At 50.3% G+C, this 25,199-nt stretch carries 25 protein-coding genes and 1 pseudogene; 6 read left to right on the forward strand and 20 right to left on the reverse strand.

Features of this window, described 5'->3' with window-relative positions; genetic code table 11:
* Nucleotides 1-534: 534 nt before the first annotated feature.
* From cysQ to cysG, 6 genes are read right to left on the reverse strand one after another with little or no spacing between them, the layout of a single operon-like run.
* Nucleotides 535-1,278 (reverse strand): 3'(2'),5'-bisphosphate nucleotidase CysQ, encoded by a 744-nt coding sequence (gene cysQ, locus P4S53_RS07400; protein ID WP_337112164.1) that lies wholly within the window; start codon nucleotides 1,276-1,278, stop codon nucleotides 535-537.
* Nucleotides 1,279-1,293: 15 nt separating this feature from the next.
* A complete protein-coding gene (cysC, locus tag P4S53_RS07405) occupies nucleotides 1,294-1,911 on the reverse strand; it encodes an adenylyl-sulfate kinase (RefSeq protein ID WP_337112165.1) in 618 nt (205 codons plus the stop codon).
* 24 nt (nucleotides 1,912-1,935) lie between these two features.
* Entirely contained in the window at nucleotides 1,936-3,663 is a 1,728-nt protein-coding gene (locus P4S53_RS07410) for an SLC13 family permease (protein ID WP_337112166.1), read from the reverse strand.
* Nucleotides 3,664-3,668: 5 nt separating this feature from the next.
* On the reverse strand, nucleotides 3,669-5,093 hold the full coding sequence (gene cysN / locus P4S53_RS07415; protein WP_337112167.1) for a sulfate adenylyltransferase subunit CysN: 1,425 nt from the start codon (nucleotides 5,091-5,093) through the stop codon (nucleotides 3,669-3,671).
* A gap of 11 nt (nucleotides 5,094-5,104) precedes the next feature.
* Nucleotides 5,105-6,013 (reverse strand): sulfate adenylyltransferase subunit CysD, encoded by a 909-nt coding sequence (gene cysD, locus P4S53_RS07420; protein ID WP_027254018.1) that lies wholly within the window; start codon nucleotides 6,011-6,013, stop codon nucleotides 5,105-5,107.
* A 13-nt stretch (nucleotides 6,014-6,026) separates the two neighbouring features.
* Nucleotides 6,027-7,439: a siroheme synthase CysG gene (gene cysG / locus P4S53_RS07425; protein WP_337112168.1), complete on the reverse strand. Its 1,413-nt coding sequence runs from the start codon at nucleotides 7,437-7,439 to the stop codon at nucleotides 6,027-6,029.
* A 397-nt stretch (nucleotides 7,440-7,836) separates the two neighbouring features.
* On the opposite strand from cysG, the gene P4S53_RS07430 reads away from it, so the two are divergent.
* From P4S53_RS07430 to P4S53_RS07440, 3 genes are all read left to right on the forward strand, one after another.
* The gene (locus P4S53_RS07430) at nucleotides 7,837-9,792 is read left to right on the forward strand and encodes a bifunctional 2',3'-cyclic-nucleotide 2'-phosphodiesterase/3'-nucleotidase (protein ID WP_337112169.1); all 1,956 of its coding nucleotides are present in this window, start codon (nucleotides 7,837-7,839) and stop codon (nucleotides 9,790-9,792) included.
* A 93-nt stretch (nucleotides 9,793-9,885) separates the two neighbouring features.
* Nucleotides 9,886-10,461 carry a Crp/Fnr family transcriptional regulator gene (locus P4S53_RS07435; RefSeq protein ID WP_337112170.1) on the forward strand — a complete coding sequence of 192 codons (576 nt, stop codon included), beginning with the start codon at nucleotides 9,886-9,888 and terminating at the stop codon, nucleotides 10,459-10,461.
* A 76-nt stretch (nucleotides 10,462-10,537) separates the two neighbouring features.
* Complete coding sequence (locus P4S53_RS07440) at nucleotides 10,538-11,002, forward strand: GNAT family N-acetyltransferase (protein WP_337112171.1); 465 nt, start codon at nucleotides 10,538-10,540, stop codon at nucleotides 11,000-11,002.
* Nucleotides 11,003-11,010: 8 nt separating this feature from the next.
* Here P4S53_RS07440 and P4S53_RS07445 read toward each other — a convergent pair whose 3' ends face one another.
* Entirely contained in the window at nucleotides 11,011-11,718 is a 708-nt protein-coding gene (locus P4S53_RS07445; protein ID WP_337112172.1) for a LysM-like peptidoglycan-binding domain-containing protein, read from the reverse strand.
* Between the two features lie 137 nt (nucleotides 11,719-11,855).
* Here P4S53_RS07445 and P4S53_RS07450 point away from each other — a divergent pair, with 137 nt between their 5' ends.
* Both P4S53_RS07450 and P4S53_RS07455 read left to right on the forward strand, forming a co-directional pair.
* Entirely contained in the window at nucleotides 11,856-12,476 is a 621-nt protein-coding gene (locus P4S53_RS07450; RefSeq protein ID WP_337112173.1) for an FKBP-type peptidyl-prolyl cis-trans isomerase, read from the forward strand.
* A gap of 171 nt (nucleotides 12,477-12,647) precedes the next feature.
* A complete protein-coding gene (locus P4S53_RS07455) occupies nucleotides 12,648-13,136 on the forward strand; it encodes a DUF2780 domain-containing protein (protein ID WP_234203604.1) in 489 nt (162 codons plus the stop codon).
* 143 nt (nucleotides 13,137-13,279) lie between these two features.
* Here P4S53_RS07455 and P4S53_RS07460 read toward each other — a convergent pair whose 3' ends face one another.
* The 7 genes from P4S53_RS07460 to dusA form a co-directional block, all read right to left on the reverse strand.
* Nucleotides 13,280-14,041: a phosphoadenylyl-sulfate reductase gene (locus P4S53_RS07460; RefSeq protein ID WP_337112174.1), complete on the reverse strand. Its 762-nt coding sequence runs from the start codon at nucleotides 14,039-14,041 to the stop codon at nucleotides 13,280-13,282.
* Entirely contained in the window at nucleotides 14,034-15,725 is a 1,692-nt protein-coding gene (gene cysI, locus P4S53_RS07465) for an assimilatory sulfite reductase (NADPH) hemoprotein subunit (protein ID WP_337112175.1), read from the reverse strand. The genes P4S53_RS07460 and cysI overlap by 8 nt, the downstream gene beginning before the upstream one ends.
* The gene (locus P4S53_RS07470; protein ID WP_337112176.1) at nucleotides 15,725-17,545 is read right to left on the reverse strand and encodes an assimilatory sulfite reductase (NADPH) flavoprotein subunit; all 1,821 of its coding nucleotides are present in this window, start codon (nucleotides 17,543-17,545) and stop codon (nucleotides 15,725-15,727) included. Before P4S53_RS07470 ends, cysI begins: the two co-directional genes overlap by 1 nt.
* A 165-nt stretch (nucleotides 17,546-17,710) precedes the next feature.
* The gene (locus tag P4S53_RS07475) at nucleotides 17,711-17,944 is read right to left on the reverse strand and encodes a hypothetical protein (RefSeq protein WP_027254029.1); all 234 of its coding nucleotides are present in this window, start codon (nucleotides 17,942-17,944) and stop codon (nucleotides 17,711-17,713) included.
* A 111-nt stretch (nucleotides 17,945-18,055) separates the two neighbouring features.
* A complete protein-coding gene (locus tag P4S53_RS07480; RefSeq protein ID WP_337112177.1) occupies nucleotides 18,056-18,712 on the reverse strand; it encodes a TIGR04219 family outer membrane beta-barrel protein in 657 nt (218 codons plus the stop codon).
* A 129-nt stretch (nucleotides 18,713-18,841) separates the two neighbouring features.
* Nucleotides 18,842-19,093 (reverse strand): envelope stress response protein PspG, encoded by a 252-nt coding sequence (gene pspG / locus P4S53_RS07485; RefSeq protein WP_337112178.1) that lies wholly within the window; start codon nucleotides 19,091-19,093, stop codon nucleotides 18,842-18,844.
* A gap of 222 nt (nucleotides 19,094-19,315) precedes the next feature.
* Nucleotides 19,316-20,341, reverse strand: a complete 1,026-nt coding sequence (gene dusA, locus P4S53_RS07490; RefSeq protein ID WP_337112179.1) for a tRNA dihydrouridine(20/20a) synthase DusA — start codon at nucleotides 20,339-20,341, stop codon at nucleotides 19,316-19,318.
* Nucleotides 20,342-20,426: 85 nt separating this feature from the next.
* Here dusA and P4S53_RS07495 point away from each other — a divergent pair, with 85 nt between their 5' ends.
* Nucleotides 20,427-21,497 (forward strand): tyrosine-type recombinase/integrase, encoded by a 1,071-nt coding sequence (locus P4S53_RS07495; protein ID WP_337112180.1) that lies wholly within the window; start codon nucleotides 20,427-20,429, stop codon nucleotides 21,495-21,497.
* Between the two features lie 13 nt (nucleotides 21,498-21,510).
* Here P4S53_RS07495 and P4S53_RS07500 read toward each other — a convergent pair whose 3' ends face one another.
* From P4S53_RS07500 to P4S53_RS07520, 6 genes and pseudogenes are all read right to left on the reverse strand, one after another.
* Complete coding sequence (locus P4S53_RS07500; protein ID WP_337112181.1) at nucleotides 21,511-21,861, reverse strand: hypothetical protein; 351 nt, start codon at nucleotides 21,859-21,861, stop codon at nucleotides 21,511-21,513.
* Nucleotides 21,862-21,998: 137 nt separating this feature from the next.
* Nucleotides 21,999-22,454, reverse strand: coding sequence for a hypothetical protein (locus tag P4S53_RS07505; RefSeq protein WP_337112182.1), 456 nt, complete (start codon nucleotides 22,452-22,454; stop codon nucleotides 21,999-22,001).
* Between the two features lie 28 nt (nucleotides 22,455-22,482).
* Nucleotides 22,483-23,724, reverse strand: coding sequence for a hypothetical protein (locus P4S53_RS07510; RefSeq protein WP_337112183.1), 1,242 nt, complete (start codon nucleotides 23,722-23,724; stop codon nucleotides 22,483-22,485).
* Nucleotides 23,725-23,757: 33 nt separating this feature from the next.
* Nucleotides 23,758-23,973, reverse strand: a pseudogene (locus tag P4S53_RS22620) (BRCT domain-containing protein); the annotation flags it as partial.
* Between the two features lie 317 nt (nucleotides 23,974-24,290).
* The gene (locus P4S53_RS07515) at nucleotides 24,291-24,836 is read right to left on the reverse strand and encodes a hypothetical protein (protein WP_337112184.1); all 546 of its coding nucleotides are present in this window, start codon (nucleotides 24,834-24,836) and stop codon (nucleotides 24,291-24,293) included.
* 18 nt (nucleotides 24,837-24,854) lie between these two features.
* On the reverse strand, nucleotides 24,855-25,184 hold the full coding sequence (locus tag P4S53_RS07520; RefSeq protein ID WP_337112185.1) for a hypothetical protein: 330 nt from the start codon (nucleotides 25,182-25,184) through the stop codon (nucleotides 24,855-24,857).
* Between the last annotated feature and the right edge of the window lie 15 nt (nucleotides 25,185-25,199).

A 25,199-nucleotide genomic window follows, 5' to 3' on the forward strand; every position in this document is an offset into this window, starting at 1 on the left:
CGTTGACGCAACGTTATGTCTCGTTGGTCAGGGCTGCGTATTCTACCCAGCATTTTTTCTCAGTCAAGCGTTATTTTGAAAAACTTTCTCAAACACCCTCTTAACTAAGAGCTCACCAAAGATAACTTAAGGTTTTAAACCTTTAGCACCTTTTACTCGGTGAGGGTGCGCATTTTACAAAAACAAAAACGAGTGTCAACCCTGTTTCTCTTTCTTTTTTACGCCACTTTCAGTTCACACAAGTTATTCACAAGTTACCAAGAACTTATTCAAACCCGTGTGTGCCCTGTCAGTGAGGCGGCATTATAGGGGGTTAGCTGAAAGCAGCAAGTGTTTTTTGGTGATTTCATTGCAACCGGCTACCTTTTGCTCTGAAACTGATAAAAAACACAAAAAACAGCCAAAACAGGCATGGGACAGACAAGATAAAGAAACAGAGACTCAGAGGAGAGCGTAGCAACCGAGGAAACGATCAGCTCAACCTACTAGAGCAGAAGAGCAACCCGTCGGGTTACCCCGACGGCATAAAAGCATTTACTTACAGCGAACCAGGAAAGAAGGGTTCAGCAACTCTTCCCTGTGATATTGCAGTGGCTCTTGATTAAATAAGGTAACGGATGCACCTGCACTTTCTGCTATACATTGACCGGCAGCGGTATCCCACATCATGGTTGGCCCTAAACGTGGGTAGAATTGCGCCCTTCCTTCTGCAACCAGACAAAATTTCAGGGATGACCCGACCTCAGTCATCTTGTGTTGACCCAACTTATTGAGAAAGTCAGCCATGTCCGGGCTTGGATGAGAACGGCTACCCACCACGGTCGGCACTGTTGCTTCTCTCACTCGGATTGGTTCCCGACCAGCCTTGGTTTGTAACCAGGCTTTATGACCGTCTCCCAGCCAGGTTTTACCCAAAGCAGGCGCATGCACTACGGCAAGCACAGGCCTGCCTTCTTTAATCAAGGCGATGTTCACCGTGAACTCGCCGTTTTTCCGAAGAAACTCTTTTGTTCCATCAAGCGGATCCACCAGCCAAAATGATTGCCAGTGCTGACGGTCGCGCCATTCAGTATGTGCGGATTCCTCAGAGAGAATTGGGATATCGGGCGTAAGCTGTAATAAATGGCGGACGATCACCGCATTGGCAGCCAGGTCAGCTTCAGTGACCGGACTCTTATCCGCTTTTTCCTCAACCCGGACATTGCTGTGATAGCAGTCCATGATGACTTGCCCTGCTTCCAGTGCAACCTGATAGACAGACTCCAGTAGTGCGCTCACGCTGTACTCCTTGTCTTAAATAATGTGACGCTGTTTTAATGCTTCCACGCACAGAGTCACCAGCTCACCAACCGATGCATTGCCCGCTTGCAGATGAATCTCAGGATTTGCCGGCGGCTGATATTCAGAATCGATGCCGGTAAAGTCTTTAATCTCTCCCGCTCTGGCTTTCTTATACAAGCCTTTCGGATCGCGCTTTTCACATTCTGCCAGAGGTGTATCCACGAAGACTTCAATGAATTCTCCATCAGGCAGGAGTTCACGAACCAACTGGCGCTCAGCTCTATGAGGAGAGATAAACGCGGTCAGTACAATCAGACCAGCATCCGCCATCAACTTAGCCACTTCCCCGATGCGCCGAATGTTTTCCTTACGATCCTCTGCAGAGAAACCCAGATCCTTGCACAGGCCATGGCGAACATTATCGCCATCCAGCAGATAAGTATGGAAGCCCTGTTCAGTCAGGCGATTTTCCAGTGCGCCGGCGACTGTTGATTTACCAGCACCGCTCAACCCGGTAAACCACAGCACGCAGGGTCTCTGATTTTTTAACTGAGCACGCTGTGCTTTATCTGTCTGGTGATTGTGCCAGACCACGTTTTCATTTTCATGGGGTTGAACGACAGCGGTCATATTACACTCCGTTGCTAAAACACATTAAAAAGGAAAGAACTGCGGGATCAGGGCTAATACGACCACTGAGTACATCACGGAAAACGGCAATCCGATCCGTAGATAATCTCGCAACTTATAGTTGCCTACGGTGTAAACGAGCAGATTCGTCTGATAACCATAAGGTGAAATAAAACTGGCACTGGCCCCAAACAGCACTGCCATAATAAAGGGCATCGGATCGACCCCATAGCTCAGTGCCAGACTGTACGCTAAAGGGAAAGACAAAGCTGCCGCAGCATTATTAGTTACCAGCTCAGTCATCAGCAAGGTCAGCAGATACACGGCCACTAACCCGCCGTAGACGCCCCAGCCGTTAAAGGATGTCATCATGATATTGCCCATCCGCTCAGACAGACCGCTGGCAAGCATCAGTTGCGCCAGTGATAATGCCGAGCCGACAATTACCACGATGTCAATCGGAAAACGGCGGCGAATTTCGGCAAAGCTGATAATGCAGGTTGCCAGCAACAGTAACAGATAACCGGCCAGCCCTTTGATCAGCGGTAAAACATCCAACAGGCCCGCGGTGATCACGGCAACGAAACCGCCGAGCACGGCCATACTTTTGGTGCTGTCCAGCCGGGCACTGGAATCCAGGCCGTTGATCAGCACAAATTCACGGTTCAGCGTCTGCTTTTTCTCATGAAAGGTTTTGCCGGGCACGATCACCAGCGTATCACCGGGATGCAGTTCAATATTACCCAGTCCGCCGGCCAGACGCTCATGGCCACGACGGATCGCCACCACCACCGCATCAAAACGTTCACGGAACTGCACGCTTTTCAGCGTTTTACCCCGAATACCGGCGGAATGACTGACCACCACTTCCATCATGGACTGTCCATTGAGGTGGTGCTGGCCAAATAACCTCAGTCCGTCGATTTCCTGTAAGGTCGTGACACTTTCGATATCACCACAGAACAGCAGACTGTCACCGGCCTGTAATACTGTTTCGGGACACACAGGGGCAATGGTCTTGCCGTCACGAATGATTTCCGCCAGAAACAAGCGGCGCAGTGCCCGTAAACCATTTTCAGCAACCGACTTACCAACCAGCGATGAGGTCGGCTCGATTTTGGCTTCCAGAAAGTACGGCAGTTCATCCTGGCTGCTGTCATCGTAATTCGGTAGAAAATGGCTGAGGGGGATCAGAAAAACCAGCCCGACCAGCAACACAGCCAATCCAATCATTGATGGTGCAAAAAATCCCAGACTGGGTAATCCTGCATCTTCGACAAAGCTGTTCACAATCAGGTTGGTCGAGGTACCAATCAGGGTCAGCGTACCGCCTAAGATGGCGGTATACGACAGTGGGATTAACAAACGAGACGGCGCATGGCGCTGATTACGCTTGACAGCGCCAATCAAGGACACCACCACGGCCGTGTTATTGGTAAAGGAAGACAGGAAGGCCGTCGACAGACCAAGTTTGGCCACCACAGACGTTTGTCCTCCCTGAGAAATCTGGCGCCCGACCCAACTGATCAGGCGCGTTTTTTCAAGCGCAATGGAAACAAGGATCAGCAGGACCAGGGTCAGCAACGACGCGTTGGTGAAGTTACTCGCCAAAGTTGACAGCTCTATCATCCCGGTTTGAAAACCAATAAAGGCTGTCCCTGCAAACAAATAGGCAGGTTTGATTCTGGTGGTGATCAAACAGGTGATGATCACCACCAGCATCGCCAGTACCAGCGCTTGTTCCCATGCCATTGGCATTACCCCAGCAACTTACTGAGATCTTTAGCATCCCAGTGTGGGAAGTGCTTGCGGATCAGCGCGTTGAGCTCAACTTCAAAAGCACTGTATGCCTGCTGAGACGATGCGGATTCAGCCAGCGCCTCGCGCACCATGCCAGCACCGACAGTCACATTCGTCAGGCGATCAATCAGAATAAAGCCACCGGTATCGGCACAATTCTGATAAGCATCGATCGCAATCGACTCATTGAGTACCACTTCGCACAGACCAATACCGTTAAGCGGCAGCACATCGGTGGCAAAGGTGTCCAGGTTGTTAATATCCACCTGATGACGAATCGCACTGACCGAGCCAAGCGTTTTCTTACCGGCCACTTTGATATCGTACTGACGACCGGTTTCCAATGGTGATTCTGCCATCCAGACAATATCAGCCAGTAGCTGATTGCTGAGAGCCACTTCGTCACCGGCATGAACAATCGTGTCACCGCGGCTGATATCAATTTCATCGTTCAGCGTCAGCGTGATTGCCTGACCCGAATGAGCCTGCTCCAGATCACCGTCAAAGGTCACAATCCGGGCAACCGTTGAAGATTTACCTGAAGGCAAGACTTTCACAGCATCACCGACAGACACAGTACCGGATGCCAATGTGCCCGCGAAACCGCGGAAGTCCAGGTTCGGACGGTTCACGTATTGCACAGGGAAGCGTAGTTCGCCGTCCACTTTTTTGTTGATTTCAACACTTTCCAGCAAAGACAGCAGCGGCTCGCCCTCATACCAGGGTGTCAATTCACTGGCGGTGACGACATTGTCGCCTTCCAGCGCAGACAGCGGGACCAGCTGGATATTGATATCAGCATTGAGCTTTTCAGCAAACGCCAGGTAATCATCCCGGATCTGCTCGAAGCGGGCCTGCTCAAAACCGACCAGATCCATCTTGTTGACGGCCACTACAAACTGGCGAATTCCCAGCAGGCTGGCAATATAAGAGTGACGGCGGGTCTGATCCAGGACACCTTTACGGGCATCGATCAGGATTACCGCCACATCGCAGGTCGAGGCTCCTGTCGCCATGTTGCGGGTGTACTGCTCATGCCCAGGAGTGTCTGCAATGATGAACTTGCGTTTCTGGGTCGAGAAATAACGGTAAGCCACATCAATCGTGATGCCCTGCTCACGTTCCGCTTGCAGGCCGTCAACCAGCAGCGCCAGATCCGGCTTACTGCCTGTGGTGCCCACTTTCTGGCTGTCGGCATGAATCGCGGCCAGTTGATCTTCATAAATTTGCTGTGAATCGTGCAGCAGACGGCCAATCAGCGTACTTTTGCCGTCATCCACTGAACCACAGGTCAGGAACCGAAGCAGAGACTTGTTCTGGTGCTGATCCAGGTAAGCTTCAATGCCCAGCTCAGCTACTTGTTGTTGAATTGCGCTGTTCATGTCCCGACTCCTTAGAAATAACCCTGACGTTTCTTCAATTCCATGGATCCCGACTGATCGTGGTCGATCGCCCGTCCCTGACGCTCACTGGAGGTGGCCACCAGCATTTCTTCGATGATCTCAGGCAAGGTTTTGGCTTCAGATTCAATCGCCCCGGTCAGCGGGTAACAGCCCAGGGTGCGGAAGCGTACACTCTTGTGTTCAATCTGCTCTCCCGGACGCAGTTTCATGCGGTCATCATCCACCATGATCAGCATGCCGTCGCGATCAACCACCGGACGTTCCTGAGACAGATAAAGCGGCACGATGTCGATGCCTTCCAGATAGATGTATTGCCAGATATCCAGCTCGGTCCAGTTCGACAGCGGGAACACACGGATGCTCTCGCCTTTGTTGATCTGGCCGTTATAGGTCTTCCATAACTCAGGACGCTGGTTTTTCGGATCCCAGGTATGGTTCTTGTCACGGAAAGAATACACGCGCTCTTTGGCACGGGATTTCTCTTCGTCACGACGGGCGCCACCAAAGGCGGCGTCGAAACCGTACTTGTTCAGTGCCTGCTTCAGGCCCTGGGTTTTCATAATATCGGTATGCTTGGACGAGCCATGTTCGAACGGGCTGATCCCCATGGCCATGCCTTCCGGGTTTTTATGCACCAGCAGGTCAAACCCGTATTTCTTCGCTGTCGCATCGCGAAACTCAATCATTTCGCGGAATTTCCAGTCGGTATCAACGTGCAACAGCGGAAAAGGAATTTTTCCCGGATAAAAGGCTTTGCGGGCCAGATGCAGCATCACCGACGAATCTTTACCGATGGAGTACATCATCACAGGGTTATCAAACTCAGCGGCCACTTCACGGATGATATGAATACTCTCCGCTTCGAGCTGCTTAAGGTGGGTAAGGCGTTTCGGATCCATCTTTCTCTCCATGTTAAGCCAGGCTCACGACAGCGGGGTGTGGTTGCCCTTGTTGTTCCTGCTTTCCGAACCAATGTAATTTATCCGCCAGAGTCACCACTTCACCCACCACAATGAGTGACGGCGATTCTGCATGTTCAGCCAGTTGAGCCAGTTCGCTCAGTTGGCCTCTGAAGACTTTTTGTGATGCCTGCGTGCCACGCTCGATAATCGCAATCGGCGTTTCTGCGGCGCGGCCATGCTCAATCAGTTGTTGCTGAATATGGCTTGATTTCATCAGTCCCATATAAATCACCAGCGTCTGCTTTCCACGGGCCAGTGTTGACCAGTCGAGGTTATCGCTGTCCGGTTTGGTATGACCGGTAATAAACATGGCACTTTGTGCGTGATCTCTGTGTGTCAGAGGAATACCGGCATAGGCTGTCGCACCGGCTGCGGCGGTAATACCCGGCACAACCTGGAACGGGATACCGGCATCAAACAGCACTTCCAGCTCTTCGGCACCGCGACCGAAAATAAAAGGATCACCGCCTTTCAGGCGAACCACCCGCTTGCCCTGACGGGCATATTCCACCAGCAGACGGTTGGTTTCTTCCTGCGGCACACTGTGGTAGCCAGCGCGTTTGCCGACACAGACCAACTCCGCATCACGGCGAACCAGATCCATAATTTCATCTGAGACCAGATAGTCATACAGCACCACATCGGCCTGCTGCATCAACTGCAGCGCACGCAGGGTCAGCAAACCGGCGTCGCCGGGGCCGGAGCCGATCAATGCCACCTGTCCCTGGGTAGTCACCTGCTGGGACTGGCGGATCAATTCCTGCTCCGCTTCTTTGTCTTGTCCGGTAGCAACCAGCTCTGCGAAACGGCCGTCAAATGCCTGTTCCCAGAACAGACGGCGGGCAGAGAGGCTTTGCACTGAATTCTTGAGGCGATCGCGAAACTGGCCTGCCAGGGTTGCCATCTTGCCAAGGTGCTGAGGGAGTAAGGCTTCCAGCTTCTCACGAACCAAACGCGCCAGGACCGGCGCTTTGCCGGAAGAAGAAATCGCGACAATAAGAGGAGAGCGATCAACAATGGATGGCACAATAAAACTGCACCGCTGGGTATCATCCACCACATTCACCAGCACCTGACGCTGATTGGCCGACTGGTACACCAGCGCATTGATGGCTTTGCGATCGGTGGCTGCAATCGCCAGAAAAATACCGTCAAGGTGTTCTGGTATAAATTGCTCAGCAAGCAGGGTGATGTCGCCGTTATTCAACGCCTGCTGAAAATCAGCATTCAGCTCAGGAGCAATGACACGAACGTCGGCACCGGCTTTGAGCAGCATCCGGGTTTTCCGCCAGGCCACTTCTCCACCGCCTACCACCAGGCATGGACGACGCTTTAAATCGGCAAAAATAGGTAAATAGTCCATAGTCACTGCTCTTACTCTCTGTACGTAACAGCACTATAGACGGGGCAGGATATTACCTGAAATTCTAAAATTTCATTTTTTATTCCCAAAAGTTTAGCTTGGCTGACTTCACTCTCCTGTGGGTGCAATCCTTGCGGATATGGCAGCAATTCGTCCCTAACTCCGTATAAAACAATCACTTTCTCGCTTTTTTACATCAAAAAATGCTTATCTTATGCCTTTAAGATCTAACCCTTAGGTCAATTTCCTGCCCTGGAACACGGCAGTTCAGGAAAGAAACCCGATGCACAGATCAAGGAAGCACACTCAGGTCACATATCTGATAAGCGGTTGCATTTCAGCGACAGTATTTTTGCTACTTTTAGCGCGTTAATTTCTTCATAAAGACGGTGAAATCATGTCCTTAAGAGCAAAACCGCTTTCACTTGCCGTACTGGGCGCACTGCTGGCAACAGCAACTCCGACACTGGCAGACACCATTCAGCTGCGCATTCTTGAAACCACAGACATTCACGCCAATGTCATGGACTACGACTACTACAAAGATAAAGCAACCGAGAAAACCGGGCTGGTCCGGACCGCGACCTTAATCGAGCAGGCCAGGCGCGAAGTTACGAACAGTGTGCTGGTTGATAACGGCGATCTGATCCAGGGCAGCCCGATGGGCGACTACATCGCGTCCAAAGGACTGGCAGACGGCAGTGTTCACCCTGTCTATAAAGCCATGAACCCGCTCGATTACGAAGTCGGCAACATAGGGAACCACGAGTTCAACTACGGGCTGGATTTCCTGCAAACAGCATTAAAAGGCGCCAACTTTCCCTATATCAATGCCAATGTCTACGACCTCAAGACGGGAAAAAACCTCTTTACCCCTTATCTGATTAAAACCTATCGCCTGAAAGATACCGACGGCGCAGCGCATGACATTAAGATCGGCTACATCGGTTTTGTTCCGCCGCAGATTATGACCTGGGATAAAAAGAACCTGGAAGGCAAGGTCAGCGCCAGAGACATCAAGCAAACCGCAGACTATTTCGTACCGAAGATGAAAGCCGAAGGCGCTGATGTCATCGTCGCGATTCCGCACTCAGGCGTGTCTGCCGATCCTTACCATGCCATGGCGGAAAACTCGGTTTATTACCTGACAGAAGTGGAAGGCATCGATGCGATCGCTTTCGGCCATGCCCACGCCGTTTTTCCGAGCCAAACTTTTGCCAGCCTGCCCAATACCGACATCGCAAAAGGCACGATCAATGGTGTCGCGGCTGTGATGCCCGGCCGTTGGGGGGATCACCTGGGGGTGATCGATCTGGCGCTGACCCGGCAAGATGGCAAGTGGACGGTGACCGACCGTCAAACCCAGGCCCGCCCGATATTTGCCGACGGCAAAGCACAGGTGGCGGCAGACAGTAAACTGGTCGCAGCCGTGATGGCGGATCACAAGGGGACGCGTGAATTCGTCAACCAGCCCATCGGCAAAGCCAGTGACGTCATGTACAGCTATCTGGCGCTGGTACAGGATGATCCGACCGTCCAGATAGTGAACCTGGCACAGAAAGATTATGTAGAGCGCTTTATTCAGGGCGATCCGGATTTAGACGGCCTGCCTGTGCTGTCGGCAGCCGCCCCGTTCAAGGCGGGCGGACGGGCGAACGATCCGGGCAACTACACCGAAGTGGAAGCCGGTCAGCTGACCTTCCGCAACGCGGCAGATCTGTACCTGTACCCCAATACTCTGGTGGCGCTGAAAGTGACCGGCAAAGACGTCAAAGAATGGCTGGAGTGTTCTGCCGGACAATTTAACCAGATCGATCTCAACTCAGACGCGCCGCAGTCGCTGATCAACTGGGAAGACTTCCGTACCTATAACTTTGATGTGATTGACGGTGTTCAGTACCAGATCGATGTCTCCCAGCCCGCCCGTTACGACGGCGATTGCAAGCTGATCAACCCGGCTTCCGAGCGCATCCGCCAACTGACCTATCAGGGCAAAGCGGTTGATCCGGCTCAACCCTTTTTGATTGCCACCAACAATTACCGCGCTTACAGTGCCAAGTTTGCCGGTACGGGCGAGCAATTCATCGCCTTTGCGGCCCCGGATGAAAACCGCACTGTGCTGGCCAGCTACATCAGCCGGGTCAGTCAAGAGAAGGGACAAGTGATACCGAGTGCCGATAATAACTGGCGCTTTACACCGCTCAAAAGCACAACGCCGCTGGATATCCGTTTTGAGACTTCGCCGAGTGACAAAGCGGCCTCCTTTATCAAAGACAAAGGTCAGTATCCAATGCAACAAGTGGCGACCGATGCAGCCGGCTTTGCGGTTTACCGGATTGACCTGCAGCACTGATCTCAAAACCGCTTCACGATATCCCGATACCGCGGCCAATGGTCGCGGTATTTTTGGTAAGCTAAAGAAAGAAGACCTCAACAGCGACAAGACATGATGACTACACCACTCGCGCAATTTCTGGCTCTGCACGGTGCCGATCAGATCACGATTGATCAGGCACTGTCGCAGGCCGAATCCTTAGAGCTCCCTACCCGGCATGTCCTGGTGAATCAGGGAGAACTGGCCTCACAGGCATTTTTCCTGATTGATGGCCTGTGCCATGCCTGCTATCTCACCGGAGACGGCAAAACCATCAGCAGAGATTTCTTCTGGGAGCAGGATCTGCTGATTGGCTTTGAAAGCCTGCTGACCGATGAAGGCTCTCCCTATCTGCTGGAAACCTTATCCCCCTGCCTGATTCAGACACTGCCAGCAAATCTGATCCTTGGCTGGCGCCAAGACATGCCAGGCCTGTATATGGCTCTGGCCGAGCGGCAGTTGCTGTTCCGGGAGCAGAAAGAGCAGTTCATGCGCCTGTACAGCCCGGCCCGACGCTATGCTCTGTTCACAGACAGCGTCGGTGAGCTGGTCACACACATCACAGCATCGCAACTGGCCTCGTTTCTGAACCTGTCACTGAGTCAGCTGGACAGCCTGCAGCGTCATCTGGCCGCGCCGGGGAAATAAACGCCGGTTGCGGGATTTCATCACGCATTTTATGCTGACGAGCAGGTACAGAAACAGCAGCAAAAGGACACAATCAATGCAATGGCAATGCCTTCGCTTTGATCAGCTCACCACTGATCAACTCTATGACATCATGAAACTCAGGGTCGATGTGTTCGTGGTTGAACAGAACTGCCCATATCCGGAACTCGACGGCCACGACAAAGCTCAGGGTGTGCATCATTTAATTGCTTATGACAATGGCATTCTGATGGCTTATCTGCGGTTATTACCGGCGGGTACAACTTACGACTGTGTCAGTATCGGACGGGTGATTACCGCAGAAGCGGCGCGGGGCAAAGGGATGGGAAATATCTTGCTCACGCAAGGGCTGGCATACGCCGAGCAACTGTGGCCGGGACAGGATATTGAAATCGGCGCACAGTCACACTTGCAGAGTTATTACGGACGATTTGGCTTTGAGCCCAGCTCAGACGAATACCTGGAGGATGGCATTCCCCACATTGATATGCGGCTGACGAAAAACCCGGCAGCCGCCTGACACATCCGTTAATGACCGCGGGCGAAACTACCGTCAGAACGGCGGAAGAACATCACAGGATCGCCCTCCCGGCTCTCAATCTGCAGCACATCCAGATCGCCGTTGGCCAGTTGTTTGTAGCGCAATAACTGGCCGGATTTAATGTAACTGAGCGGTTTGTCTTTGCCTTCAATCGCAGCAATGGCGTAGAGATCGGTCAAAGGTAACGACTTGGCACGAAAGATGGTCGCCAGGGTTTCCCCTTTCTGGACTTCATAACTCCGCCAGTTTTCTGAAGACGCTGACTGCCGGGGCGTTGTTTTCACTGAAGACGATGACGTCGTCACCGCGGTTTGCGACGCCACAGCAGTGGTATTTGCCGGACGAGGCGGCGATGCCGGCTCCGGACGCTGGCCGACGGGTAAACGCGCGGGCTCATCCAGGTTCAGCGCCACTTCCTGACGCACAGGTTCGCTGCCGGGAATCTTGAGCTCGGGTTCTGAGGCCGGCAGCAGCAACAGCACAACCACCACAGGGATCAGTACCAGCAAGGCTTTGCGATGAAACCCGGGTAATTGCTGCCAGTAGGGCTGTACCCTCAGCCGGGCCTTCTGCCATTGCATCTGGCCGGCTGCACGCCAGTTCAGCTGGCTGAGCCGGGTCTTCCACTCCGTCAGCGACACCTGTGTCAGGGCCGGGGCCGATTTCTTCCGGTTACGGCGTTTCGCTTGTCCCATAACAACTACTCTCCATCACTCTGCGCCAAAACTTCAGGGTCACGCTTTGATGCGACCTCTGTTCACAAAAGTTTACCCCTGAGGGTTGAAACTGTTATCCTGCCCGCTTAATTCACTCGACATAAAGAGACGACACTATGTCTGACGTTAAACTAGATACAGTTGAAACTAAAGCGAGCTACGGTATTGGTCTGCAAATGGGCCAGCAACTGGCTCAAAGTGGCCTGGAAGGCCTGAACGTTGCTGCCATTGCCAAAGGCATTGCCACCTCGCTGACTGGCGACATGCCAGAAATCGCTGTAGACGACATCAACGACGCACTGCGTGATCTGCACACCCGCGCGGAAGAAGCTCGTCAGGTACAAGCGCAAGCTGCCGCTGCTGAAGGTGAAGCCTTCCTCAAAGATAACGCACTGCGTCCAGAAGTAACAGTCACCGAATCCGGTCTTCAGTACGAAGTCCTGGTTGAAGGTAACGGCGACATCCCAACGTCTGACAAGCAAGTTCGTGTTCACTATCACGGTCAACTGACTGACGGTACTGTCTTCGACAGCTCAGTCTCACGCGGTCAGCCAGCAGAATTCCCAGTCACCGGCGTGATCGCAGGTTGGGTAGAAGCGCTGCAAATGATGCCTGTCGGTTCTAAGTGGAAACTGTTTATTCCGCAAAACCTGGCATACGGTGAGCGTGGCGCAGGTGCTGCCATCCCACCTTTCGCTGCACTTGTTTTCGAAGTTGAGCTGCTGGACATTCTGTAAGTCCTGCGCCCTTCTGAAAAACGGTGCTTCGGCACCGTTTTTTTTGTCTCATATCAGCAACATACCCTGACAATAACCTGACAGACGCCCTCTTTTTCTTTTCCAGACTACGCTTAGAGTAGCTTACGCCTTCCCCACGGGAAACCTCGTCACGATTCTAAGGAGAACATTATGACCCGAGCTCTATTCCAACGCTTCTGGCTGGCTGCGATGCCATTACTGGCCTGTCTGGCACTGAGCCCTGCCGCCCATGCTTTTAGCCTGTCCGATTTATTCGGCGGCGGTGACGATAAAATGGAAGCCCTGGCCGATAACCCCCTTGCCAGCATGCTGACCGATCAGCTCGGTGTCAGTACTGAACAGGCTGCGGGTGGCGCCGGTGCACTGCTGTCTATGGCGGCCAGCCAGTTAAGCGGCGATCAGGCCACTGAGCTGACCAAGCTGATCCCGGGTTCAGAAAACCTGATGGACGCCATTCCAGCCGGACTGGGCGGCATGCTGAACAATATGGATGCCCTCGGCCCAGTGTTCACTGCACTTGGATTAGACGCTAGTATGATCAGTCAGTTCGTTCCCATTATCACGCAATTTTTAGGGACGCAGGGTGCCAGTGCCGGCCTGATTGATACCCTGACCAAAATCTGGACGCCAGCCAGCTGAATCACCACCTGATACCGGGCTGCGAGCGTAACGATTTCACCTTTTTCGGCTGTCAGCCTCAGGTCAATTTTCTGATTCCCCATAAAAAAACCTGACCGGTTTCCCGATCAGGTTTCTTATTTCCACAATGTAAAGCTGTCGGATTAAATACCGGAACCGTCGCTCTCGGCATCATCCTCATGCAGACCGCATTCCCGCTTCAGGCCGAAGAAACGGGTTTCCTCTTCTTTCATGCCCGGCTCCCACTTCACTGTGGTGTGAACATCACCGACAGAACGATAGCCTTGGGCCAGCAAAGGATGATAAGGCAAATCGAATTTCAGCAGGTATTCATCAATGTCCTGCTCTGACCAATCGATCAGCGGCAGGAATTTGAATTTACCGTTCTGAATCGCCAGTACCGGCAAAGTCGCACGGGAGGAGGACTGCTCCCGGCGCAGGCCAGAGAACCAGGTTTTCACCGCCAGCTCTTCCAGTGCGCGGCGCATCGGCTCCACCTTGTTCATTTTGTTGTACTGCTTAATGCCATCAACACCCTGAGTCCACAGCTGGCCGTAGCGTGCTTCCTGCCAGGCCGGACTGAGCTCTGAACGGTACACTTTCAGATTCAGATTCAGCCGCTCGGTCAGAAAATCGACAAACTGATAGGTTTCAGGGAACAGGTATCCCGTGTCTGTCAGAATCACAGGCACATTAGGTGACTCCTGAGTCACCAGATGCAGCATGACCGCAGACTGGATACCAAAACTGGAGGCTAAGGCAAAGTTGCCATCCAGAAATTCCAGCGCCCAGCGAACCCGCTCTTGGGCTGTCATCTGCTCCAGCTCGGCGTTAATTTCCGCCAGCTGAAGGATCTGCTCCACTTTGGTGGCACTCAGCAAATCCGCCAACGCATATTTAGGCATAAAAATCCCTCACAGAGACTTCAACAGGGGCAATGATGCCGCTACGGATCGTAAAGTCACCAAAGCCTTCACCGTCCTCACGCTCTTTCGCCCAGCGGCCCACCAGTTGATCCAATTCCGTCATGATTTCATCAACAGTGATATTTTCACGGTACATCTTAGGAATGCGTGTGCCGTTAATATTGCCGCCCAGGTGCAGGTTATAACGACCCGGCGCTTTACCCACCAGACCAATTTCCGCCAGCATGGCGCGTCCGCAGCCATTCGGACAGCCAGTCACGCGCAGAATCACGTGCTCGTCTTTACCCAGGCCGTGTTTGTCCAGCAGCCCTTCAAAATCGGTGACGAATTCCGGCAAGAAACGCTCGGCTTCTGCCATCGCCAGCGGACAGGTCGGCAGCGACACACACGCCATTGAATTCTGACGCTGCACGCTGACACCGTCGTCAATCAAACCGTGATCGCGGGCGATCTGTTCGATCGTCGCTTTGTCTTCTTTGGCCACACCGGCAATGATCAGATTCTGGTTGGACGTCATGCGCAGATCCCCTTTGTGGATCTTGGCAATCTCAGCCACACCGGTCTTCAGCGGTTTGCCCGGGTAATCCAGAATACGGCCGTTTTCAATAAACAGCGTCAGGTGATATTTACCGTCAATGCCATCCACCCAACCGATGCGATCCCCGCGATCCGTAAATTCGTAAGGGCGGCTGGCTTCAAAAGTAATGCCGGCGCGTTTCTCGACTTCGGCCTTGAAGACGTCAACACCCACACGATCCAGCGTGTATTTGGTTTTTGCGTTCTTCCGGTTAGAACGATTCCCCCAGTCACGCTGCGTGGTCACCACTGCGGCAGCGACATCCAGTGTTTTGTCCAGTGGCACAAAACCAAAGTCATCGGCGCGACGCGGATAGGTCGCGGTATCACCGTGGGTCATGGCCAAACCGCCGCCCACCAGCACGTTAAAACCGATCAACTGACCGTTTTCAGCAATGGCGACAAAGTTCAGGTCATTCGCGTGCACGTCCACATCATTCTGCGGCGGAATCACCACTGTGGTTTTGAACTTACGCGGCAGATAATTCGAACCCAGGATAGGCTCCTGGTCCTGATGCCCTTCAATTTTTTCGCCATCGAGCCAGATTTCCGCATAGGCACGAGTCTGAGGCAGCAGATGTTCACTGATCTTCTTCGCCCAGTCATACGCCTGCTGGTGCAATTCTGACTCCACCGGGTTAGACGTACACAGCACGTTACGGTTCACATCGCCAGCGGTGGCAATCGAGTCGATCCCGTACTCGTTCAGTGTCTGGTGCATCAGCTTGATATTCGGCTTCAGCACACCGTGAAACTGGAACGTCTGGCGAGTGGTCAGACGAATACTGCCGTACATGGTTTTGTCTTGCGCGAATTTATCAATCGCCAGCCATTGTTCCGGCGTGATGATGCCACCCGGCATGCGGGCGCGCAGCATGACGTTCTGCAAAGGTTCCAGTTTCTGCTTCTGACGCTCAGGGCGGATATCGCGGTCATCCTGCTGATACATACCGTGGAAACGGATCAGCTGGAAGTTATCAGCCGTAAAGCCACCGGTAATACGGTCCTGCAAATCCTGCTCAATGGTCCCGCGCAGAAAATTACTCTCGCGTTTCAGACGTTCGTTATCAGACAGTTTCTCAGTCATTAGTACACATCCTTCTGGTAGCGTTTGGCTTTACGCAAATCATTCAAATACAGCTCGGCATCTGCGCGGCTTTTGCCGCCCTGTTGCTCAACAACTGTGATCAGTGCGTCATGCACATCTTTTGCCATCCGGTTGGCATCACCACACACGTAAATATGTGCGCCGTCTTTCAGCCACTGCCAAACTTCAGCTGCATTTTCCAGAATACGGTGCTGGACATACACTTTCTCAGACTGATCGCGACTGAAAGCCACATCCAGCTTGGTCAGAATGCCGTCTTTGAGGTACTTCTGCCACTCCACCTGATACAGGAAGTCCTGGGTAAAGGTACGATCACCAAAGAACAGCCAGTTTTTCCCTTCGGCATCGCGGTTATCACGCTCCTGCACAAAAGCACGGAAAGGCGCGATCCCTGTGCCCGGACCAATCATGATCACCGGGGTATTATCATCTGCCGGTAGTTTGAAGTTATTGTTGCCTTCAACAAACACACGAACATTGGCGCCTTCTTCCAGACGGTGTGACAGGAAGCCGGAAGCCCCGCCGAAGCGGCTTTCTTCGCCCTGCTGATATTCCACCAGACCGACCGTCAGATGCACTTCTTCGCCCACTTCTTCCTGACTGGACGCAATCGAGTACAGGCGCGGCGTCAAACGGCGCAGCAGGCCTTGCAACTGCTCAGCGGTCAGCTGGGTTTTCTTCTCGGCAAAGACATCAATCACCTGAGTGTTTGCCGCGTACTCACGCAGCTTGTCTTTGTCTTCCACCAGCTTCTGCAGCTTTTTGCTGCCAGAGAGTTCAGCGAACTTGGTCACCAGCTGTGGGTTGGCGGCGGTGATTTCGTATTTAGAAACCAGCGCGTCTTTCAGGCTGTAGGCTTGGCCGTCCACCTCAACGCTTTCGTCACCGCTCAGGCCGACTTTCGCGGCCAGCGCTTCCGCCAGGGCAGGATCATTGTCATACCAGACGCCCAGCGCATCGCCCGGCTGATAAGTCAGGCCGGATTCACCGAGATCGATTTCCACATGGCGGACATCTTTCCCGGAGTCACGACCGGTAATTTTCTGGCTGACCAGCAGCTCTGCCGCATACGGATTTTGCTTATTGTACTGAGACACAGCCGCCGTCGCGTTTTGCGCCACGTGCAGCTGAACCACTTCGGCATCATTGCCGCCCAGCAGCTCTTCCTTGATGCTCTCCAGCGCTTTGGCGCGCCACTCGGCAGCCGGGGCATCATAATCAACATCACAGTCGATACGATCCACAAACGATTTGGCGCCCAGCTTACTGAGGTAGCTGTCAAAATCTTTGGCAGTCTGGCAGAAGAATTCATAGCTGGAATCCCCCAGGCCCAGCACGGCATAGTTCAGATTCGGCAGCTTAGGTGCACGCTTGGACTGCAGGAATTCATGCAGCTCCATGGCGTCATCCGGCGCTTCACCCTCACCGTGGGTTGAAGCCACTATGATCACGTGGGTTTCTTTGGTCAGGTTTTTGCCTTTGTAATCGCCAGAGGCAAACACGTCAGCCTGGATACCGGCCGCGACCGCTTCTTCCTTCAGCGCCTGAGCCACGCCTTTGGCGTTACCCGTCTGCGAGGCATAAATAATGGTAAGTTTGCCAGCCGGTTTCGCTGCTACAGCGGCGATGGGCTGACCGGCAGGCTGCTGGCCCGCCGTTTGGGTTTGACTTAATCCCCAGAAATAACCGCTAATCCACGCCAGTTGCTGTGGTGACAGCTCTGCGACTGTCTGTTGCAGCTGACCGATCTGCTGATCATTGAGAGGGCTGGCTAAAGCCGAGAGTTCCTTAAGTAACATGACACGACGATCCCTTTACATTGCGTAAGGGTAGATTAGCTACTCGACGAAATAACAAGAAAGAATAGATAAGAATGTTTTATAACTTTTTGGAAGAGAAAAGCAGAAGGTAGGGAAATAAAGCGGCACCAAGACGCCCAATCCGGGGATCAGGCGCCGCGGCATTCAGAAATGATCGGCAATACGTACCTGATGAAAACCCACTTCAAAGGCACGCTCAGTGGCTGTGTCTATGTCCCGGTAGCACTTTTCACTGCCAGAGCCGTCAGTCAGGGTGACAAAGCCACCACGGCGATGACGAAATTCGACCACCCAGCCGTTGGCCTGTAGTGAAGGCTCAATCACAGCTTCCACGATTTCGCTGTCCGCATATAAACGCTGTAACTCGGTAATTGTCATCTGCCTGATTCCTGCATCAATGCCCACTTTAAAAATGGCCTATAACTCAGCAAACAGGCAACAAAAAAGCCATGCGTTTAGCATGGCTTTAGGTCAGCAGTGTTAAACCGATCAGAAATCGACTTCAACACCGGCAAAAAATCCGTCCAGCTTCACTTTGCTGCCGGCAGGATTATTAATCGCATCAAAATCGTAATCCATCACCCGGTATCCGCCACGCAGATTAAGATCGGCCGCCACCAAAGGAATGGTGAACTTCATACCGGCTTTGGCATCAAGCGTGCTGGTATCATCGAAGCTACCGACGTTACCTTCAGCAAATACCGTCAGCGGTGTCATAGGAATGCCGACTTCAACATTGCCGTAAACCGCCGGCTGCCACTCATCATCAAACGTCTGCACGTGACCTTGCGCGTTGTACTCACCGTCGCCGAATTTAATCAGAGACACACCCACATCCACGGCAACCAGATCGTTATCCAGAATTTCGTAGTACAGAGTAAAGTCTGTTTGTTTAAATGCCACCGCATCCGCTTCTACATTGGCGTAAGCAATACGTGCGTTTGGAATCAGTGGAATAAAATGTTCAAACGATGCATAAAAAGACGGAATGGTTTTGTCGCCACCGTCTACTGCATCGTTAATTTCAGCGCTGCTCATCCAGGCATCCGCGCCTACTGTACCGCCCAGCAGCATGTCAGCCTGAGCAGGTACCGAAGCTGCAATTGCCACTGCTACGGCCACTGCTGAAAGCATGTTTTTTTTCATTTCTGAGTCTCCGCTCTTTATAATTGTGCTTTGATTTTTCTGCGCCAGACTATACCAGATGCTATGTAAGAAAACTGCATTTCATCGCCGGGAATCAGGGATTTGGGTCAAGCTCACTTTTTGAACATGCTAATATTTGCGTCTATGCATATCACGGGGCCGCGACGAACGAATCGACGACTCGCGACGTGCTCCGCGGTACAACCAGACAGCCACCGCAATCAAAATAATCCATGGCAGCAGTTTAATCACCACCCCCAATAAACCCGCCAGCGCCATTACCGCAAAACCGGCCGTTATCGCGATAACCATGCCCATCAGGCTGATCCCTGTCATGACCAGCACACCGGCAAACACCAGTAAAAATAAAAACTCTACCATTCCAATCTCTCCACTCACATCCGCTGGGAACAGAACCCGTTCTGCCCCTTCCTGCTTTACTGCAGGTTAACTGCAGGTTTCGGGCCAACATTCAGCCATCAAACAAATACTTATTTTTCAGAAAGATACAAAAACGCCGCGTTATCAGCTCGCGGCGTTACAGGCTAAGTTAGCAAATTTGACGATAACGAGTGGTTAAACTCACTATATCTTGCAGGCTAATCACACATCCAGATGAGCGGGAATCTTATCCAGCGCTTGCTGAACCACTTCTATACCCGACCCCGGCTTGTGGGCATTTTCGCTGATGTGCCGGCGCCACTGGCGGGCACCCGGCATATTCTGGAACAACCCCAGCATATGGCGGGTCATGTGACCCAGATACGAACCGTTCGCCAGCTGACGCTCAATATAAGGATACATAGCTTCAACCACCTCGCGGCGCTTGATGATGGGACGTTCGCTGCCGAATAACTGCTGATCCACTTCCGCCAGCATATACGGGTTCTGGTACGCTTCACGCCCGACCATCACCCCATCAAGGTGAGCTAGGTGGGATTCGATCTCGGCCAGCGTTTTCACCCCGCCGTTAATCGCCATGGTCAGGTGCGGAAAATCTTTCTTCAGCTGGTAGACACGCGGGTAATCCAGCGGCGGAATTTCACGGTTTTCTTTCGGGCTCAGACCGCTCAGCCAGGCTTTACGGGCATGAATAGTGAAATTATCGCAACCGCCTTTTTCAGACACAGTACCGACAAAATCTGCCAGGAACTGATAGGAATCCTGCTCATCGATACCAATCCGGGTTTTCACCGTCACGGGGATATCCACCACTTCACGCATGGCCGACACACACAAAGCCACCAGATCCGCCTCGCCCATCAGGCACGCACCAAAACGACCGTTCTGTACACGATCCGACGGGCAACCGACATTCAGGTTCACTTCATCGTACCCGCGCTCCTGCGCCAGTTTTGCACAATGCGCCAGATCCGCCGGGTTCGAGCCGCCCAGTTGCAACGCCACCGGATGCTCTTCCTCGTTAAAGCTCAGAAAATCACCCTTACCATGAATGATTGCCCCGGTCGTCACCATCTCGGTGTACAGCAGCGCATGCTGCGACAACAGACGATGGAAATAACGGCAGTGACGATCCGTCCAATCCAACATGGGTGCCACGGAAAAACGGCAAGTCGGGAATTCATGCTTAATCTCAGGTTTCACGCTGGTTTCACAAGGGTTTAGCATACTTCTCAGTTTCCTGTAATCTCTTTGAAATGCCGTTAATTTCGCTGTATGGTACGCCCATAGTACGCCTTTAAAGGGTAGGATTGTGGCCTCTTACAGCATTCAAACACGCCAGCTGGCATCGGGTGAAAAACGGTATAAAACGTCGGTTGTTCTTAAGAAAAACTCGAAGATTATACACCGGGAAGCCCGTACATTTAAGCATAAAGCCCAAGCAATGCAGTTTGGTAAACAGCGTGTGCGTGAACTGGAAGACCAAGGCCTTGATACTGCAACAGTTACCACCATTGGCGAACTGTTCGACCTGTACATGGCAAAACGCAATCTGTGGGATAACACGGGGCGTACCAAACAGTACGTCATAAAAATGCTGCGCGACTGCAACATTGCCAATGTGAAAACCAACGCCTTGAAACCATCAGATATCATCAGCCATTGCGAAAATCGCCTGGCTGCAGGGGCAAAGCCCGTCACCATTTACCACGATGTCGCTTACCTGCGCAGCGTGCTCAAAGTGGCTAAGCCGATATTTGATATCGACACCAATGTTCAGGTGTTTGAAGAAACGGTACCCATTCTGATCAACATGAAGTTGATTGGCAAAAGCCAGAAACGAACCCGCAGGCCAACCACAATAGAGCTCGACCGTTTACGCGAAGGTTTGGAAGCACGCATGGCGTTCCGCAGCAACGGCATCACGCGCATTCCGTTTACCGACATTCTGGAATTCAGCATTCTCACCTGCATGCGCATTGGCGAAGTGTGCGGCCTGCGCTGGGAAGATCTGAACGAAGACCATAAAACCGTACTGGTACGCGACCGAAAAGACCCGCGTAAAAAAGAAGGCAACCACATGATTGTGCCTTTGCTGGGTGGCTCGTTTGATATCGTAATGCGGCAGCCGCGCATTAACCGCCTGATCTTCCCCTACCAACCGCGCAGCGTGACGGCAGGTTTTCAGCGGGTAAGAAACAAACTGGGCATTGAAGATTTACGTTATCACGACCTGCGCCGAGAAGGGGCCAGCCGCTTGTTTGAGAAAGGCTACTCGATTGAAGAAGTGGCCCAGGTGACAGGCCACCGGAACTTGAACATTCTGTGGCAGATTTACACACAGCTGTATCCGCATAAGCTGCATGAGAAAGGAATCAGTTAACAATGGGAATCCATTATTCAGCGTCCTTTCTCGGAGTAACATCCGACAGATCATAGAACTGAATAGACCGCTGCTGGTGCTCACTTAACAATTCTTTCAATTCCGATTGAGACAGACCATTCGCATTGATCTTAGAACCATCGGAAAAAACAATATCGACTTTGCGTGAAGAACGTCGACCAACCCACACGCCTATCAAGCCAAACAGCGGTTCCCAAGGAATTGAGTCTAAAATTAACACGACTTGTTCAACTGGCGTCGCTGAAAAAAACTCCAGTTCATGGTAGCGTATACCGAATTGATTAAGTTCATCTCTAACTGATTGTTGTACGTTCGGATGAATCACGAGTTCCATTCGTAACATGAGAGTTCCGCCCTATGACAAACAAAGAAAAGCCAAGCATCACCTGGCCGCAAGCATTTCGGGATATTGGTGTCAAATTCGTTGAGAGCCTGCCGTTAATACTCTTTATGGTTGTGTTAGTTATCTCAGCTGGTTCATCATGATATCCCAGTTGACATTACACGCCGGACTACTCTCGGTGGCCGATAATCATCTTCAAAAAATGAGTTCTTACACGCAAGGCATTTCCAGTGGCCTTCGGAGAAAGTTTGCAGTCTTATCAGCTTGTTGTCTGAATTGAAGCACTGCTGACAGAAAGGTCCATCTTTTTCACCAGTCCGCATATCCCAGTAAAATGGCTTTTCCCAAATCATATGCTTCTTCAAGTCCTGAGATTCCTGAAGCTGACGAATCTCTTCATCCTTACTGACTAAAAGTTCTTTTAAGTCAGAAACCTCAAGCTTTGCATCGGCCAGCGCACTGATGAGCTCTGCCAATTTCATTTTGATCTCAGCTTGCTCAAGTGAAGTGCCACTTTCTTTAATCAGTTTTGCTATGTCAGTTGCCGTTTTCAGACTTCCTAATGCTGCATTCAAAGACGCAATGTCAATCATATCTTTACCTCATACTTAAGAACTTTCATCAAGCATCGACTTCTTCATTACTCTCTGAGTTTATCAACTCTTGATATGCCGCTTTAAAATAAGCTTTAAATTCAGAATCATTCCTGAATTCTTTATATACGTCACTTATATCAGAAACTATCTCATAAGCTTCATTTTCCAAGTCATCTCGATGCCCTGTAATACCATAAGGTTTACTTTTGAAATACACATTCAACTCATCTTTAATTAATTTCATTAAATTGTTATCCAATGAATACTTTGAATTTGTTGATATCATTCTTTTTTTAAGCAACGTAGACTTTATCGGTATTACCTTCTTTTCAATATTTTCTATTTTCAGCGCCAACTCTTCATGCCGACCAGCTAAATCTTCTTTATGAAAATCATTCGGGAAATGAAATTTAACAATGAATTCATCATGCAAATTCCGACCTATTAACTGCATCTCGAAATCTTCAGGCATTTGACCAAGACCAAGTTCGACAGATTCTTTCATGCGGTTTCCAAAAATAGCAATATTTTTACCTTTTCGTCTGGATTCATAAGAAAATGTTACTCTATCGGACTCCTCCACTTCAACATCAAACGCCCCCCAAACGTACCCACTCATACGAGTATCTAAATCATGCCTCTGCAAATCTAAATTTTTCTTCAATTGCCTTAGATGATCTTCTCTTTTCTCAACTTCATTTATTCTCTCGACAACATCTTCTAACTTTACCACTTTTTCAAATTCGGCCTTTCTTTGCTCAAGCAAACTAATTTCTTCTTTTTCGGCCTCATTTTTCCTCTCTACAGCTTTAGCTTCATCTTCAATGGATTTTGATAATTTTGCTTGATGAATTGCCCTTTTCTGGTCTAGTTCTACTTCAGATGATTTTTCCAATAATGCTAACTTAACACGAGCACCTTCAGTCTTCACTTTTTGGTCAAGTTTAAATTGATTCTCTTCTTCAACTTGCTTAACGATTTTTTCATCAACAAAATTAAATTTAGCTTTTGATACGAACAAGTTAACTAATGGTAATATAAACACATAAATAGATACTACGAGCAATGGTAAAATTAAATCTGTCATAAAGCTAAACGAAAGACTATCCAGCTTTTCCAGTTTCGTATTTCTTGAATCCTCACTAAAGATAAGATAAAAAACCAAACTATGGTTAACAAAAACCCAAGAAAAAACAAAGTTAACGAGTAAAGTGTTCTTGAGCCTATCTTTTAAAACATCACTAAATAATGACGTAAATTCTTTCATGATTACATCCTTGTAATGTAAAACGAGGAGTTTTCACTCCTCCGGTATTTCCCCAGTCTCAATCAAGGCTCTGAACTGTGGTTCGTTCAGTATGATGCAGCCTTGATCGAGTGCCTTTTCCAGTTTCTTTTGGCCTGCATTGTAGCCGTAGCAAAGCACGTTCAAATTCTTTGTTACTTCACCGCGTACAGTCATGCCATTTGCTTTGGCTATTTCTGTGAGTTGGGTCTTATCTGCTTTCTTAAAACCAGTAAAGTGAACGTCGAAGGTGGATGCGGAGAGGGCTTTTCTTTGGGAGGGGAAACAATCTCATCGGGGTCGAAATTGTTAAGGTAATCATTAGCATCTTGCAGGGTGTCGAAGGTATTGATGATTCTCTCTATCCTCAACGTTCGCGGTGCTTTGAACCTTTCACACCAACCTTGTATGTAGGGTTCATTGTGGCTGATGTTTCGAAGGCTCTGTACACTTACGAAGCCTTCATTGTTTCTATAAACGCATATTAACTCAGACACTCCATATCTCCTTAATAGCAAATTTAGTAAAATCACCGCATACTTATACAATCAATCCAAGCTATTAATTAACGAAACAATAGATGATTTGAATGCATTAGATGCTTTATCAAAACCATCAATCGCCAATTTAAATTGATTAAATGTTCTGCCATTAACCTTGTGGTTAGATTGTGCACAAAAATCCATTACAGACTCTTGGCAATTCTTAACATTAATATGCTCCTCCATAACCTCTGGAAGATACAACTGTAATATCAACTCAAATCTGTCATAGTCAATCTTATTTTCTTTTAAACTTTCCATAGCAGCAGAGTAAGCTTCTTCAAATGTATAATGTTTATTATAAGCTGGAATGAAGTACATATAATATACCGACACAGACTTCTCCCACTTTAAAAACAAAGAATACATTTCCTCTACTCTTTCCCGCTTAATGTCGTTACTTTTTCTCTTTTGCTCAAGCTGATTCTGTATATAAATCCTTTGATTTTGGCTCTTATTCGAAAAGAAAACACCAAGCAAAGCTGAAGACGCAGCAATGACACCTGTAATTACATTCCCCCACGGAATCGACATTAAAGTTGACTTTTCCAAAGTGACCTCATCATAAACTTAATCAATATGACTCAAGTGATAATCTAAATAATCATCGCAATCCACAAGCGTTTCACTAAGTTTTTTCTTGTTCATTGTCCCGACACGAGCGTTACAATGCAGTAGAACTTCATTAATAGCAGGGAGTAACAAGTACTCTTCAGATTCACTTAGGCCACCCACTCGCTCTAACTTAAGAAGCTCATTCTTACGAGCGCTAAGATCTTTTTTGAATTCACTGTACGAGTGAGAGGCTTGCTTAAGTTTGTTATCTTCCATCAACCTAAGCACTAAAGTGACTACTGTTTTCCAGTTCGTAAGTTCATTTTTCACGTTATCTGCATTCATATAACAATCTCAATT

The sequence above is a fragment of the Photobacterium sp. Hal280 genome, from assembly GCF_037162255.1.
Classification (GTDB): Bacteria; Pseudomonadota; Gammaproteobacteria; order Enterobacterales; family Vibrionaceae; genus Photobacterium.